The following is a 12,392-nucleotide window of genomic DNA, read 5'->3' as shown; positions in this document are numbered from 1 at the left end:
TCCGGAGTGAAGGCGCTACGGTGAACGGAACCCGAGGCAAGGGAGAGGTCTTGTTCCCCGACTCATCCAGCGCACATTCCCGGTCGGTCAGCGTGGACGACACCGGCGTGCGCAGGCAGCTGGCCGATGGCACCGAGGAATCCGTCACCTGGTCCGAGTTGACGGCCGTGGTGGTCAGAGTCATCCCGGAGGGCCCGTGGAAGGAAGACGTCTTCCTGATGCTGGCCGCGGCCGACGGCACCGGCACCGCCGTGCCCAGCGGTGACCCGGCCGCCAACGCGCTCATCGAGCGGCTGCAGACCCTGCCCGGCTTCGACCACGACAAGTTCGTCGAGGCGATGACCACCGATGCCGACGAGGCCTACGTGGTCTGGAAGGCCGACAACCAGGTCGCGTGACGGGTCAGGCTCGCCACTGCGCGAGCAACGTCACGGTGCCGGGTGCGATCTCCGTGAACCCCGCGTCGCGTACCGCGATCACCTCGCGGTCACGCCAGGCCGCCTTCGGGTCGTGCGGGTACAGCTCGGCCCACTGCGCCTCGGTCGCCGTGCGCACCGCGCACCGGTAGCCGAGCTCCTGCCAGCGGTCGAGTTCTTCCTTGCCCAGCAGGGAAGCCAGCAGCATCGTGCCGTGCCCGACCTGTGCGGCCGCCTTGCCGACCGTCATCGTGATGCCGGGGTTCAGCACCAGCACCGGCTCACCGGCGGCGGGTTCACCCGGTTCGTCGGCGGGCAGGTCGCTACCCGAGATCTGCAGGCGCGAGACTTCCTTGGGCAGGTCGGCCACGCGGCCGGGCAGCAGCGCCCGCACCTGTGCGCCGTCCACGGTCACCGTGACGCCCGGCAGCTCCTGCACGGCCTGCCAGTGCGCGCCCCTCGCCCTCCTGGCGACCTTGCGGATGTGGCCGCCGACCCACGCGCTCACGGCCTCGTGCCACGGCCCGCCCTCGGCGGCGCGCTCGTCGAGGCACACGGCCAGCGCGGTACTCGCGGCGGCTTCCAGCAGCGGGGTGCGGGAGGGCGGTTCGGCGCGCTCCATGCGGAGCACCACGGGCATCGCGCGAACCTCACCAGGAGCGGCTTCCGGCTCCGCGGTCTGTTCGGCCGGCAACCCCAGCCACGACGCGTAGCGCGCGGAGAGGGGCTCGAGTATCGAGGTCACGGCCGGACGAGCGGAAGACCGTCGGCGGCGTCGGCCGCCTCCACCTCCGCCCGCGTCACGCCGAGCATGAACAGCACGGCGTCGAGGTAGGGGTACGACAGCGCGGCGTCGGCGACCTCGCGCAGCGCGGGCTTCGCGTTGAAGGCGATGCCCATGCCCGCGGCCGAGAGCATGTCGATGTCGTTGGCACCGTCGCCGACGGCGACGCACTGCCCGATCGGGATCCCGTAGCCCGAGGCGAACCGGCGCAGGGCGACGGCCTTGCCCTCCCGGTCGATGATGTCGCCGGTGACGCGGCCCGTGAGCTTGCCGTCCACGATCTCGAGTTCGTTGGCGGCGGCGAAGTCCAGGCCGAGGTCCTCAACGATGCGATCGATGATCCGGAGGAACCCGCCGGAGACGACGCCGCAGCGGAAGCCGAGCCGCTTGAGCGTGCGCACCGTGGTCCGCGCGCCGGGAGTGAGCTCGATGGAGTCGGCGACCTCGTCGAGGACGGCCTCCGGCAGCCCTTCGAGCAGCGCGACCCTGCGTTCGAGCGACTCCGTGAAGTTCAGCTCGCCACGCATGGCGGCCTCGGTGATCTCGCGAACCTGCGGCTCGACGCCCACGTAGGCGGCGAGCATCTCGATCACCTCACCCTGGATCAGGGTGGAGTCCACGTCGAACACGACGAGCCGCTTGGCCTTGCGCGACAGTCCGGCCCGCTCGATCGAGACGTCCAGCCCGCCGCGCGAGCCGACGTCGGCGAGGATCGCGCGCAGCTGCGCGTCGGCCTCGAGGGTGTCCTTGCCGACGGACGCGTGGACCTCGAGTCCGGTCACCGGGTAGTCGGCGATGCTGCGGATGCTGTCGATGTTCGCGTTCACGGCGGCGAGCCTGCCCGCGAACTCGGTGAAGGCCCGCGCCGTGACGGGACGGCCCAGCAGCACCAGGACGTGGGTGGAGCCCCGCCGTCCCTGCGCGAACGGATCAGTGCCGATCGCCGAGCCGATGCGGACCTCGACGTGCATGGAGACCGACGCCATCGCCTGCTCGACGGCCTCCTGCAGCGCCTCGGGGTCGCTTTCGACGCCCACGAGCACACCCAGTACGAGCTGCCCTCTGATCACCACCTGCTCGACGTCGAGGACCTCGACGCCGTGTCTGGTGAGTGCGGCGAACAGGACCGACGAGACGCCAGGCTTGTCCGGCCCCGTCGCGGTGATCAGGACAGGGGTCGCACTCACTGTTCGCTCGCGTTGTCCTTGTCGTGCTTACCCGGCATCGCCGCCTCGGTCAGCACCTGGGACGGTGCGGACTTGGCTTCCGAGTGCGCGATCGCCTTACCCGTGAACGAGATGTGGCCCTCGTTGTGCATCCGCTCGACCATGTGCGGATAGTGCATCTCGAACGCGGGCCGCTCGGACCGGATCCGGGGCAGCTCGGTGAAGTTGTGCCTCGGCGGCGGGCAGGTCGTTGCCCACTCGAGCGAGTTGCCGTAGCCCCACGGGTCGTCGACCGTCACGACCTCGCCGTAGCGGTAGCTCTTGAAGACGTTCCAGATGAACGGCAGCGTCGAGGCACCGAGCACGTAGGCACCGATCGTGGAGATCATGTTCAGCGTCGTGAAGCCGTCGGTGACGAGGTAGTCCGCGTAGCGCCGCGGCATGCCCTCCGCACCGAGCCAGTGCTGCACGAGGAACGTGGCGTGGAACCCGATGAACGTGGTCCAGAAGTGGAGCTTGCCGAGCGGCTCGTCCATCATCCGGCCGGTCATCTTCGGGAACCAGAAGTAGATGCCGGCGAACGTCGCGAACACGATCGTTCCGTAGAGCACGTAGTGGAAGTGCGCCACCACGAAGTAGCTGTCCGACACGTGGAAGTCGATGGCGGGCGCCGCCAGGAGCACACCCGTCAGACCACCGAAGAGGAACGTGACGATGAAGCCGAGCGAGAAGAGCATCGGCGTCTCGAAGCTCAGCTGCCCCTTCCACATCGTGCCGATCCAGTTGAAGAACTTGACGCCGGTCGGCACCGCGATCAGGAAGGTCATGAAGGCGAAGAACGGCAGCAGCACGGCGCCGGTCGCGTACATGTGGTGCGCCCACACGGCGACGGACAGGGCGGCGATACCGAGCGTGGCCCACACCAGGCCCTTGTAGCCGAAGATCGGCTTGCGGCTGAACACCGGGAAGATCTCCGACACGATGCCGAAGAACGGCAGCGCGACGATATAGACCTCCGGATGGCCGAAGAACCAGAACAGGTGCTGCCACAGGATCACCCCGCCGTTCGCGGGGTCGAACACGTGCGCACCGATATGCCGGTCGGCCATCAGCCCGAAGAGCGCGGCGGTCAGGATCGGGAACGCCAGCAGGATCAGCAGGCTCGTCACCAGGATGTTCCAGGTGAAGATCGGCATGCGGTACATCGTCATGCCGGGAGCACGCAGGCAGACGATCGTCGTGATCATGTTGACGGCACCGAGAATGGTGCCGAGACCAGAGACGAGCAGTCCGGCGATCCAGAGGTCGGCGCCGGCTCCCGGTGAGTGGATCGCGTCCGACAGCGGGGTGTAGGCGAACCAGCCGAAGTCGGCGGCGCCACCCGGCGTCAGGAAGCCGGAGATCACGATGAGCCCGCCGAACAGGTACAGCCAGTACGAGAACGCGTTCAGCCTCGGGAACGCCACGTCGGGCGAGCCGATCTGCAGCGGGAGGATGTAGTTCGCGAATCCGAACAGGATCGGGGTCGCGTACAGCAGCAGCATCACCGTGCCGTGCATGGTGAAGAGCTGGTTGTACTGCTCCTGGGACAGGAACTGCTGTCCCGGCCTGGCGAGCTCGGTACGGATGAGCATCGCCATCGCGCCGCCGACCATGAAGAAGGCGAACGACGTGACCAGGTACATGATGCCGATTTGCTTGTGGTCCGTCGTGCGGAACAACCGCAGCAGGTACGAACCCTTCGCCGACTCTTGCGCCGGGTATGGACGCGTCGCGATCGGCTTGGGGGCTACGGCCGTCACTCCTGCCTCCTGCACTTGAACCCCGTGATCCTTGCTGTCGCCATGGGCGGGGGACCCACATTGGCTAGGTGGATCGTAGCCCGGAGCCATTCCGGCCTTGCCAGCCGCCTGCAAAGATCGGCCCGTGCGGGATCCGGATGTCACCCGAGGGGTGGCGGCGGCGGTCGGTGCGGGCCGCGCGTTCGGGCTGACCTCGGCCGAGCCCGTCGTGCTCGCCGATCGATCGAACGTGCTGGTGAGGCTGGGGCACGTGGTCGCGAGGGTGCCCGCGACGACCCTGCTGACCCGCCCTGACGCGGCGAACTGGCTGGCGCGCGACGTGCGTCTGGCCGGGTTCCTCGACGACCTCGGAGCCCCGGTGATTCCGCCGAGTGACGACCCTCCACCCGGCCCGCACCTGGTCAGCGGCCTGCCGGTGACTTTCTGGCGTTACGTCCGTCACGATCCAGGGTCCACGGCCGCTCCGGCCGAGGTCGCGGGCTCGCTGGCGGAGCTGCACGAGGCCCTGCGCGGCTACCCGGGCGAGCTGCCCGGCGACGGTCCCGTCGGGGAACTGCGTCGCATGTTCGGCCTGCTCACCGACGAGCTCGGAGCCGCGCTGCCGGAGCTGCGCGTTCGCCTCGACGCACTCGACGGGGCGCTGGGCAGGGCGCCGGGGCCGGTGCAGCCGCTGCACGGCGACGCCCACCCCGGCAACCTGCTGCTCACGGCAGACGGGCCTCGCTGGACCGACTTCGAGGACACCTGGCGCGGACCGCTCGCGTGGGACCTCGCCGTGCTCGCCGGAACGTCCCGGCTCGACGGGGCCGAGGCACTCGCCGCGTACCCCGGTGCACCGCCCGCGGCCGAACTGGCGCCCTGCGGCGAACTGCGGACGCTGTTCGGCGTGTGCTGGCGGTTCGTGCTCGCCCGACGCTTTCCCGGCGTCGCTCCTGAGGCCAGGCAGGCGCTCGCGGATTACCTGGACTGACCCGGCAGCCAGTCGAGGATCGCCGTGGCGAGGCCCTCAGGAGCCTCCAGCGGCGTCAGGTGCCCGACGCCGGGCAGGACGGCGAGCGTGCTCTGCCGCGCGTCCTCGGCCAGCTCACGGGCCGCGGCGGGCGGAGTGAGGGCGTCGTGCTCGCCCACCACCACGAGGGTCGGCACGTCGGCCTCACGCAGCGCGTCCGTGGAGTCCGGCCGCGTCGCCATCGCCCGTTGCGCCCACGCCACGCCCTCTGGCGGCTGCGCCTGGATCAGCTCCCGCACCGTGGCGCCCACCTCGGGCTTGTCCGAGCGCGTCTGCTCGGCGAGGAGGTTGGGCAGCATCGCGTCGGCGAGCCAGCCCGAGGTGCCCTCGGTCTCGGCCCGCTCGGCGACGGCCAGGCGGTTGGCCCTCGCCTCGTCGGTGTCGGCCGTGGCCTTGGTGTCGACGAGCACGAGGCCGCCGACCCGCTCCGGCGCGGCCCGCAGCACGGCGAGGCTCACGTAGCCGCCCATCGAGCAGCCGCCGAGGATCACCCGCTCCAGCCCGAGCCTGTCCAGCAGCGCGAGCACGTCGCGGGCGGCGTCGTCGAGGCTGGGCTCGCGGTCCGAGTCCGGCAAGGGAGTGCGGCCGAGTCCTCGCTGGTCGGGCGTGATGAGGCGCGTCCGCGCGGCCAACGGCTCGCGGACGGCGTTCCACATCCGGGCGTCGACGGGGAAGGCGTGCAGCAGCACGAGTGGGAGATCAGCCATGACCGAATTCTGTCGGAGGGTGCCGCTACCTTCAGCGCATGGCTGTCGAGCTGGGCGAGATCCGGACGGAGCGGCTGATCCTGCGCCGCTTCGGCGATGCCGACCTGCCCTCGATCGTGCGCATCCAGTCGGACCCGGCCACCCACCCGCACGACCAATGGCCAGCCACGCCGGAGCACGCTCGTGCCCTGATCACGCTGTGGGATCGGCACTGGCTCGAACACGGTTTCGGCTACGTGGCGGTGGTGGAGGCCCGCTCCGGCGGGATCGTCGGCGTCGGGGGAGTGCAGACGAAGGACCTCGAAGGGGAGGAGGTCCTGAACCTGTACTACCGGTTCCACCCGGACTCCTGGGGGAAGGGCTACGCGCCGGAGATGGCGGGGGCGGTCGTCGGCTGGGCCGAGCGCGCGCTGCCGCGGCTACCGGTCGTGATCGTCACCAACGTCGGCAACGTGCCCGCGCAGCGGGTCGCCCGCAAGCTCGGCTTCACCCAGTACAAGGAGGACGACTACGAGGGGGTGCCCGCGAAGTACTACCGCAACCGGCTGTGAGCGCGGGGATCGCCCGGAGCCGGACAACTCAGGCCGGTCACTCGGCCTGTGGCGTGCTGGTGACGCCCGGTTCGGGGTGCGTCAGTGGCGCCGGGTCGGTCTGCGCCTCGCCCTGGCCTGCCAGCACGAGCGGTGCCAGTGCCGCCGGTCGGCGACCGATCCGGTCTCGTCGGCCGGCCAGGCCACGACGTGCGCGACACCGGGCTGGATCTCGTGGTCGCAGCCGGGGCACCGGTAGGTCTTGGTGGCCTGCGATCCCGGGACTGTGCGCACCAGCCAGTCCCCGTCGTCCGCCGATTCCGCCTGTGCCCAGCCGGTGGAGGCGCCGAGCGCGGGCAGGTCGCGCCGCTGGCGGTTGCGTCGGGGCATGTGCGCCACGGTAACGGTGCCGCGCGATTTCCGGCGGAGCGGCCGAAGGCACGGTCGCCCCGGATCCCGGGTCGTGGGAGCGCGTGACTCGCGGGCCCGGCGGCGTCGGCCGGGCCAGACGAGCAGGCGCGCCCCTTGCGTGGGTCGGGCGACAGCGGCCGCCATCCGACGCAAGGCACGAACCGGACGCCGCCCGACAGCCGAGCAGGGCGCCCGTCATTCGGCATCGGCCACGATTCGCGCGCCCCTTGCGCGGGTCCGCCATCCGGCAGAAGGAACGGATCGGAACCGCCCGGCAGCCAAGCCAGGCATCGGTCATGCGGCATCGGCCACCACCCGCGCAACCGTGCGCAGGCCAGGAGACAGCGGCCGCCATCCGACCCAAGGCACGAACCGGACGCCGCCCGACAGCCACGCCAGCCATCGGTCAAGCGGCATCGGCCACGACCCGCGCCCGCAGCGGGGCAAAGCGGCGTCAGCCGAAGGCCAGTGCCAGCGGCACGAGCTGCTCCGCGCTCGTGAACGAGCCGTGGTGCCCGACCAGCCCCGACTCCATGGGCTCGGCCGTGCGCCGCAGCAAGCCCGTGTTGCCCCTGGCCGCGGCCACGACGTCGCCGATGCGCGGGCGGACGTGGTCGGCGACGCGCGGGCCGAACCAGCCGTGCTCGATCGCCTCGTCACGCGCCACGACCCACGCCCGGTCTCCGAGCGTCTCGCGCCAGGCTGCGAGTACGTGCGGTGTCGCGCCGTCCTCGGTGTGGACGTGCCGGGCTCTCGCCTCTCCCGCCAGCGCGCGGACACCGTCGGCGAGCTCGGGCACCGCGTCGAGGTCGACGGTGGTCTCGTCGAGCCGCACCATGCCGTGGTCGGCGACCACGGCGAGCACGGAGTCCGGGGGCAACCGGTCCACGATGGACTCGACGAGCCGGTCGACCTGGCCGAGCTGCATGCGCCAGGCCTGCGAGCCGGGGCCGTGGAGATGACCCAGCATGTCGAGTTCGCTGTGGTAGGCGTAGCAGAACGCCCGAGCCGGGCGCAGCGCGTCGAGCGTGGCCGCCGCGAGATCCCCGAGCGCGTGCACGCCGACGTAGCGACCGCCGCGCAGCACCGCTCGCGTCAGCGCCGTGTCGGCGTACATCGCCGACGACACCACGCTCGTGTCGACGCCGTCGGCCTCGGCGCGGGCGAACGTCGTCGGCAGCGGCTGCACGCGCTCGGCCGGCAGCTCCTCGCGCAGGTCGGCCCCGCCCGGGTGCAGACACCAGCGCAGCGCGTTGAGCACGCCGACGCCGGGCAGTTCGAAGGTGTAGCCAGCCATGCCGTGTTCTCCGGAGGCCACGCCCGTGCCGATCGCGGCGAGCCCGGCGACCGTCGTGGCCGGGTAACCGACCCGCAGCGGCCTGCTGCGCAGCTCGCTGAGCACGGGCGCGTCGGAGGCGTGGGCGTCGAGCAGGTCCCAGCCCAGTCCGTCGATGAGCAGCACGCACGCGCGCGAGACCTCCGGCAGCCCCAGCGAGCCCGCGAACTCCGGGACGCCGAGCGCGGCGAGCAGCGACGGGGTGACCTGGCTCAGGTGCGCGACGTCGTGGTCGATGACGGGAAGATCCACCGGTCCAGCTTCCCACCCGCGAGGCGGAGGGCGATAATCGACGACATGCCGACCTACGCCTACCGCTGCCGGGAATGCACCTCGACGTTCGAGCTCAACCGGCCGATGAGCGAGTCGAGCGCGCCCGCGAGCTGCCCCGACGGCCACGCGAACACGGTCAAGCTGCTCACCACGGTGGCCCTCACCGGATCGGCGAGCACGCCCGTGCCCGCGGGCGGCGGAGGTGGCGGTGGCTGCTGCGGCGGCGGGTGCTGCGGCTAGCGACGCGGCCGCCCCGCCCTACTCGTCGAAGTCGCGTTCGGCCAGCGCCTCGATGCGCCGGATGGCCTCCCCCGCCTGGGATCCCGTCGCACTGATCTCGATGGTGTCGTCCTTGCGCGCGGCCAGCGACATGAGCGCCAGCACGCTGTGCCCGTCGGCCTCGTCCTCGCCGAGCCGGATGCGCACGTCGGCGTCGAGTCCCGCGATGCTGCGCACCAGCAGTGCGGCGGGCCTGGCGTGCAGGCCGACGTCGTTGCGCAGCGTCAGCGTCGTGCTCTGCGCCGCCCCGGCATCCTGCGCCGCGGTCTCGGTCCCCGGCGGCGCCCCGGCCGAGGCAGCCGCCTCGGCCACCGCCGCGCGGTCGGCGCCGCCCTGCGCGGCGACCGTGGCCGCCACGGCACCCTCCACGAGCGGGGCGTCCACCACCACAGCGGCGCCGGGATCGGCCAGCGACTCCACGGCGAGCTCCGCGGTCATCTGTGCACTGCCGAGGTCGTAGAGCAGCACCACTCCCGCGCCCGCGTCCGCGCGCTGCACGGCGGCGACCACCGAGTCGTAGTCGGTGCCGATCCCGCCCTCCGGCAGGCCACCCGCCGCGAGCACGGTGACGTCGGGGGCCATCTGTGCCGCCAGCTCGACCACGCCCTCCGCGAGGCGCGCACTGTGCGACACGACCACCAGACCGACCCTCATCGGGCCGCCTCGGCGAAGGCGCGCAACAACAGGGCCGTGGAGCGCGCACCGGGATCGACGTGCCCGACGCTGCGTTCGCCGAGATAGGACGCCCTGCCCTTGCGCGCGATGAGCGGCTCGGTGGACTCGGCGCCCTGGTCGGCGGCGTCGGCGGCCGCCGAGAGGAGCGCGGCGATGCCGTCGTTCTCGGCGGCCTCGGCCGCGGCGACGGCCGGAGTCAGCGCGTCGACCATGGTGGCGTCGCCGACCTCGGCCTTGCCGCGCGCCACCACTCCGGCGAGCGCCGCCCGCAGCGCCTCGACCACGGCCGAGGCATCCAGGTCGGGCCGATCGCCGAGCGTGGTCGCCACCCGCAGGAACGCGGTGCCGTACAACGGACCCGCCGCACCGCCGACCTTGGAGATCAGTGTCGTCGCCGCGAGCTTGAGCACCCCACCCGGCGTCTCCGGCACCGCGGTGTCCAACGTGGACACCACGAAGCCGAAGCCGCGGTTGAGGTTCTCGCCGTGGTCGGCGTCGCCGATCGGCCGGTCGAGGTCGATCAGCTCGACCCGGTGCTCGGCGATGGTGGCCGCACCCGCCCGCAGCAGGTTCGCGACGTCGGCTGCACCGCAGCCCATCACATCCCCCATCGCAACGCGGGCGTGCACACCGGAGCGTCCCAGAGTTCGGTGAGCTCGTCGTCCATTCGCAACAGTGTCACGCTGATCCCCTGCATCTCGAGGCTCGTGATGTACGGCCCCACCAGTCTGCGCGTCACGCGGATGCCCCGCTGGGCGAGCGCCCGCTCCGCGATGCCGTGCGCGAGGTACAGCTCCAGCAGCGGGGTCCCGCCCATCGAGTTGGTGAACAGCAGCACCTCGTCACCGTCGGCGAAGGGCAGGTCGTCGACCACCGCGGCCACCAGGCGCTCGACGAGCTGGTCCGCGGGTTCGGCCTTGACGCGTTCGCGGCCCGGCTCACCGTGAATGCCGATGCCGAACTCGATCTCGTCGGCGGCCAGCTCAAAACTGGGCTCCCCGACGTGCGGCACGGTGGGAGCCGTCAGCGCGACGCCGATGGACCGGACCTGACCGATCACCTTGCGCGCCAACGCTTCCACGGCGTCGAGCCCGTCGCCGCGCTCGGAGGCCGCGCCGGTGAGCTTCTCGAGCAGCACCGTGCCCCCGACACCGCGCCTGCCGGCCGTGAACGTGGAGTCGGCCACCGCGACGTCGTCGTCGATCACGACGCTGCGCACGTCGAGGTCCTCCGCGGCGGCCAGTTCGGCTGCGGTCTCGAAGTTGAGCACGTCGCCCGTGTAGTTCTTGACGATCAGCAGCGCGCCCGCGGCACCGGTGGTCGCGGAGATCGCGGCCTGTACGCCGTCGGGCGTCGGGGAGGTGAACACCGCGCCGGGAACGGCGGCGTGGAGCATGCCGGTGCCGACGAACCCGCCGTGCAGCGGTTCGTGTCCCGAGCCACCACCGGAGATCACCGCGACCTTGCCGCCGACCGGCGCGTCGGCCCTCACCACGTGGTCGGGGTCGTAGCCGACCCGGAGCAGGTCGGAGTGGGCCGCTTCGAGTCCCCTGAGTGACTCGGTGACCACGGTCGCCGGATCGTTGATGATCTTTTTCATGCGGACCTCCAGCCACAACGATGTGCGGGTAGCAGGTTCAACCTAGCCGTCCGGGGTCCGTTTCCGCCAAGTGGCGAAAGACCTACGCGCCGGGCAGGTTCGGCGCGACGCTCTTGGCGACCTCGAGCGCGCCCGCGCAGGCGACGTCCTTGTCGGCCCCGTCGGTGTAGTCGTAGTAGTTCACCGTGGCGAGCTCGTTGGCGTCCTCCTCGCCTGCGAGGTGCACCCACCGGACGCTGCACTCGCCGATGTCGGTGGTGCCCTTCTCCTGGATGCCCTTGACCCCGCCGCCGAGGTCGACCTCGGTCCCGCCGTCGCTCGTGTCCGGCGCGTAGCCCTCCCGGAAGCGCACGCTGATCGTCGGGTCGGAGTCAGTCTGGAGGTCGCACTCGTGCAGACCCATCGGCCTGCGGCTGGCCTCACCGCCGAGCGCGGAGGACAGCGCGCCCTCGTCGGCGCTCTCGCACGGATCGGCCTCCAGCAGCGATCCCGCCGGCACGTCGTAGGTCACCGGGTCGGCGCGCAGCGACTGGACCACCTTCTGCAGCGTCGTGAACCCGACGTCGCAGGGGTTGCCGCCCTGGTAGCCGACCTGCACGGTCACGCCGAGCGCGGGCTCGGTCGAGGTGATCGCGGTGACGTAGCAGGTGACGTCGTCGATCTTGGTCTCGGTCAGTGGCAGGTCCTCGATCACGCCGGTGGCCTCGGGACTCATCGGCGAGTCCCCGAGGTCCACCCCGAGCTCGATGGTCTTGCCGCCCGCGTCCTCGACGTCCACGCTGCACGAGCCCCACTCCGACTCGTACGGATCGTCGGCCACCGTGCCGAGCGCGCCGACGATGTCGTCGGAGAGCAGCGCGCACGGGTCCACCGCCCGCAGGGCCGAGAGCGACACGGTGGGATCGGTGATCGGCCCGGTCGGGACCTGCCCGCTGCCCGCCTCGGCGGTCACGGTCGTCCGCTGGTAGTTGGAGCGGGACAGGTCCTCTCCCGCGCAACCACCGACGAGTCCGAGAAGGACGATGCCGACCACGAACGCCGCACGGCGGGAGCCACTATTCACCACGGGTGCACGTTAGCCGGAGCGCACATGCCGCGTGCACGGAACCTGGGTTTCTAGTGCCCCGGTTCCACGGCCTCCTCCTCGGTGGCGTCCGACTCGACGTTGTCCGGGACCGTGAGCGGGCGCAGCTGCGCCCACAGCACGAACACACCCGCGAACACGAGCATGGCCAGCCCCGCCCACAGGTTGATGTTGATGTCCGCGGACTTGGCCATGTCCTCGTCGGTGGTGAACCCGATGCCGAGCACCGTGAGCACCGCGCCGTACACACCCATGAGCAGCGCGATGATCAGCCGGATGTCGAATACGCCAGCGCTGCGCGAGCGCGACTCGTCTGCCAT

The 12,392-nt window shown here is 71.3% G+C and carries 15 protein-coding genes; 4 read left to right on the top strand and 11 right to left on the bottom strand.

Annotated elements, in window-relative coordinates; translation table 11 throughout:
* Nucleotides 1-20: 20 nt before the first annotated feature.
* Nucleotides 21-398 (top strand): hypothetical protein, encoded by a 378-nt coding sequence (locus JHE00_RS16185; protein ID WP_372440455.1) that lies wholly within the window; start codon nucleotides 21-23, stop codon nucleotides 396-398.
* A gap of 4 nt (nucleotides 399-402) precedes the next feature.
* Here the strand turns inward: JHE00_RS16185 and JHE00_RS16180 are convergent, their stop codons facing one another.
* From JHE00_RS16180 to ctaD, 3 genes are read right to left on the bottom strand one after another with little or no spacing between them, the layout of a single operon-like run.
* Entirely contained in the window at nucleotides 403-1,161 is a 759-nt protein-coding gene (locus JHE00_RS16180; protein WP_200318878.1) for a peptidyl-tRNA hydrolase, read from the bottom strand.
* Complete coding sequence (gene serB / locus JHE00_RS16175; protein ID WP_200318877.1) at nucleotides 1,158-2,387, bottom strand: phosphoserine phosphatase SerB; 1,230 nt, start codon at nucleotides 2,385-2,387, stop codon at nucleotides 1,158-1,160. The genes JHE00_RS16180 and serB overlap by 4 nt, the downstream gene beginning before the upstream one ends.
* On the bottom strand, nucleotides 2,384-4,168 hold the full coding sequence (ctaD, locus tag JHE00_RS16170) for an aa3-type cytochrome oxidase subunit I (protein ID WP_200318876.1): 1,785 nt from the start codon (nucleotides 4,166-4,168) through the stop codon (nucleotides 2,384-2,386). The genes serB and ctaD overlap by 4 nt, the downstream gene beginning before the upstream one ends.
* Before the next feature lie 124 nt (nucleotides 4,169-4,292).
* Between ctaD and JHE00_RS16165 the strand changes: the two genes are divergently transcribed.
* The gene (locus JHE00_RS16165) at nucleotides 4,293-5,138 is read left to right on the top strand and encodes a phosphotransferase family protein (RefSeq protein WP_307831962.1); all 846 of its coding nucleotides are present in this window, start codon (nucleotides 4,293-4,295) and stop codon (nucleotides 5,136-5,138) included.
* On the opposite strand, the gene JHE00_RS16160 is transcribed toward JHE00_RS16165, so the two are convergent.
* Nucleotides 5,126-5,884 carry an alpha/beta fold hydrolase gene (locus tag JHE00_RS16160; RefSeq protein ID WP_200318875.1) on the bottom strand — a complete coding sequence of 253 codons (759 nt, stop codon included), beginning with the start codon at nucleotides 5,882-5,884 and terminating at the stop codon, nucleotides 5,126-5,128. The genes JHE00_RS16165 and JHE00_RS16160 overlap by 13 nt on opposite strands.
* A gap of 38 nt (nucleotides 5,885-5,922) precedes the next feature.
* Between JHE00_RS16160 and JHE00_RS16155 the strand changes: the two genes are divergently transcribed.
* Nucleotides 5,923-6,435, top strand: coding sequence for a GNAT family N-acetyltransferase (locus tag JHE00_RS16155; RefSeq protein WP_200318874.1), 513 nt, complete (start codon nucleotides 5,923-5,925; stop codon nucleotides 6,433-6,435).
* 81 nt (nucleotides 6,436-6,516) lie between these two features.
* Here JHE00_RS16155 and JHE00_RS16150 read toward each other — a convergent pair whose 3' ends face one another.
* Both JHE00_RS16150 and JHE00_RS16145 read right to left on the bottom strand, forming a co-directional pair.
* Nucleotides 6,517-6,804 carry an Rv1322 family protein gene (locus tag JHE00_RS16150; RefSeq protein WP_200318873.1) on the bottom strand — a complete coding sequence of 96 codons (288 nt, stop codon included), beginning with the start codon at nucleotides 6,802-6,804 and terminating at the stop codon, nucleotides 6,517-6,519.
* Between the two features lie 475 nt (nucleotides 6,805-7,279).
* The gene (locus JHE00_RS16145) at nucleotides 7,280-8,413 is read right to left on the bottom strand and encodes an alkaline phosphatase family protein (RefSeq protein ID WP_200318872.1); all 1,134 of its coding nucleotides are present in this window, start codon (nucleotides 8,411-8,413) and stop codon (nucleotides 7,280-7,282) included.
* A gap of 45 nt (nucleotides 8,414-8,458) precedes the next feature.
* On the opposite strand from JHE00_RS16145, the gene JHE00_RS16140 reads away from it, so the two are divergent.
* Entirely contained in the window at nucleotides 8,459-8,674 is a 216-nt protein-coding gene (locus JHE00_RS16140) for an FmdB family zinc ribbon protein (protein ID WP_200318871.1), read from the top strand.
* 18 nt (nucleotides 8,675-8,692) lie between these two features.
* On the opposite strand, the gene dhaM is transcribed toward JHE00_RS16140, so the two are convergent.
* The 5 genes from dhaM to JHE00_RS16115 all read right to left on the bottom strand — a co-directional run bounded on the left by dhaM (nucleotide 8,693) and on the right by JHE00_RS16115 (nucleotide 12,392).
* Complete coding sequence (dhaM, locus tag JHE00_RS16135) at nucleotides 8,693-9,367, bottom strand: dihydroxyacetone kinase phosphoryl donor subunit DhaM (protein ID WP_200318870.1); 675 nt, start codon at nucleotides 9,365-9,367, stop codon at nucleotides 8,693-8,695.
* Nucleotides 9,364-9,987, bottom strand: a complete 624-nt coding sequence (dhaL, locus tag JHE00_RS16130; protein ID WP_200318869.1) for a dihydroxyacetone kinase subunit DhaL — start codon at nucleotides 9,985-9,987, stop codon at nucleotides 9,364-9,366. The genes dhaM and dhaL overlap by 4 nt, the downstream gene beginning before the upstream one ends.
* Nucleotides 9,987-10,988 carry a dihydroxyacetone kinase subunit DhaK gene (gene dhaK, locus JHE00_RS16125; protein ID WP_200318868.1) on the bottom strand — a complete coding sequence of 334 codons (1,002 nt, stop codon included), beginning with the start codon at nucleotides 10,986-10,988 and terminating at the stop codon, nucleotides 9,987-9,989. The genes dhaL and dhaK overlap by 1 nt, the downstream gene beginning before the upstream one ends.
* Before the next feature lie 82 nt (nucleotides 10,989-11,070).
* Entirely contained in the window at nucleotides 11,071-12,054 is a 984-nt protein-coding gene (locus JHE00_RS16120) for a hypothetical protein (protein WP_200318867.1), read from the bottom strand.
* A gap of 50 nt (nucleotides 12,055-12,104) precedes the next feature.
* Nucleotides 12,105-12,392 (bottom strand): hypothetical protein, encoded by a 288-nt coding sequence (locus tag JHE00_RS16115; RefSeq protein WP_200318866.1) that lies wholly within the window; start codon nucleotides 12,390-12,392, stop codon nucleotides 12,105-12,107.

The organism is Prauserella cavernicola (genome assembly GCF_016595675.1).
GTDB classification, from domain to species: Bacteria; Actinomycetota; Actinomycetes; order Mycobacteriales; family Pseudonocardiaceae; genus Prauserella_A; species Prauserella_A cavernicola.
This window is presented reverse-complemented; position numbering and strand designations above follow the sequence as displayed.

What these genes read in the sequence shown, in the direction of transcription:
- JHE00_RS16160 (WP_200318875.1), bottom strand. Translation starts at nt 5,884, where the DNA reads ATGGCTGATCTCCCACTCGTGCTGCTGCACGCCTTCCCCGTCGACGCC.
- JHE00_RS16155 (WP_200318874.1), top strand. Translation starts at nt 5,923, where the DNA reads ATGGCTGTCGAGCTGGGCGAGATCCGGACGGAGCGGCTGATCCTGCGC.
- JHE00_RS16150 (WP_200318873.1), bottom strand. Translation starts at nt 6,804, where the DNA reads ATGCCCCGACGCAACCGCCAGCGGCGCGACCTGCCCGCGCTCGGCGCC.
- JHE00_RS16140 (WP_200318871.1), top strand. Translation starts at nt 8,459, where the DNA reads ATGCCGACCTACGCCTACCGCTGCCGGGAATGCACCTCGACGTTCGAG.
- dhaM (WP_200318870.1), bottom strand. Translation starts at nt 9,367, where the DNA reads ATGAGGGTCGGTCTGGTGGTCGTGTCGCACAGTGCGCGCCTCGCGGAG.
- dhaL (WP_200318869.1), bottom strand. Translation starts at nt 9,987, where the DNA reads ATGGGCTGCGGTGCAGCCGACGTCGCGAACCTGCTGCGGGCGGGTGCG.
- dhaK (WP_200318868.1), bottom strand. Translation starts at nt 10,988, where the DNA reads ATGAAAAAGATCATCAACGATCCGGCGACCGTGGTCACCGAGTCACTC.
- JHE00_RS16115 (WP_200318866.1), bottom strand. Translation starts at nt 12,392, where the DNA reads ATGGCAGACGAGTCGCGCTCGCGCAGCGCTGGCGTATTCGACATCCGG.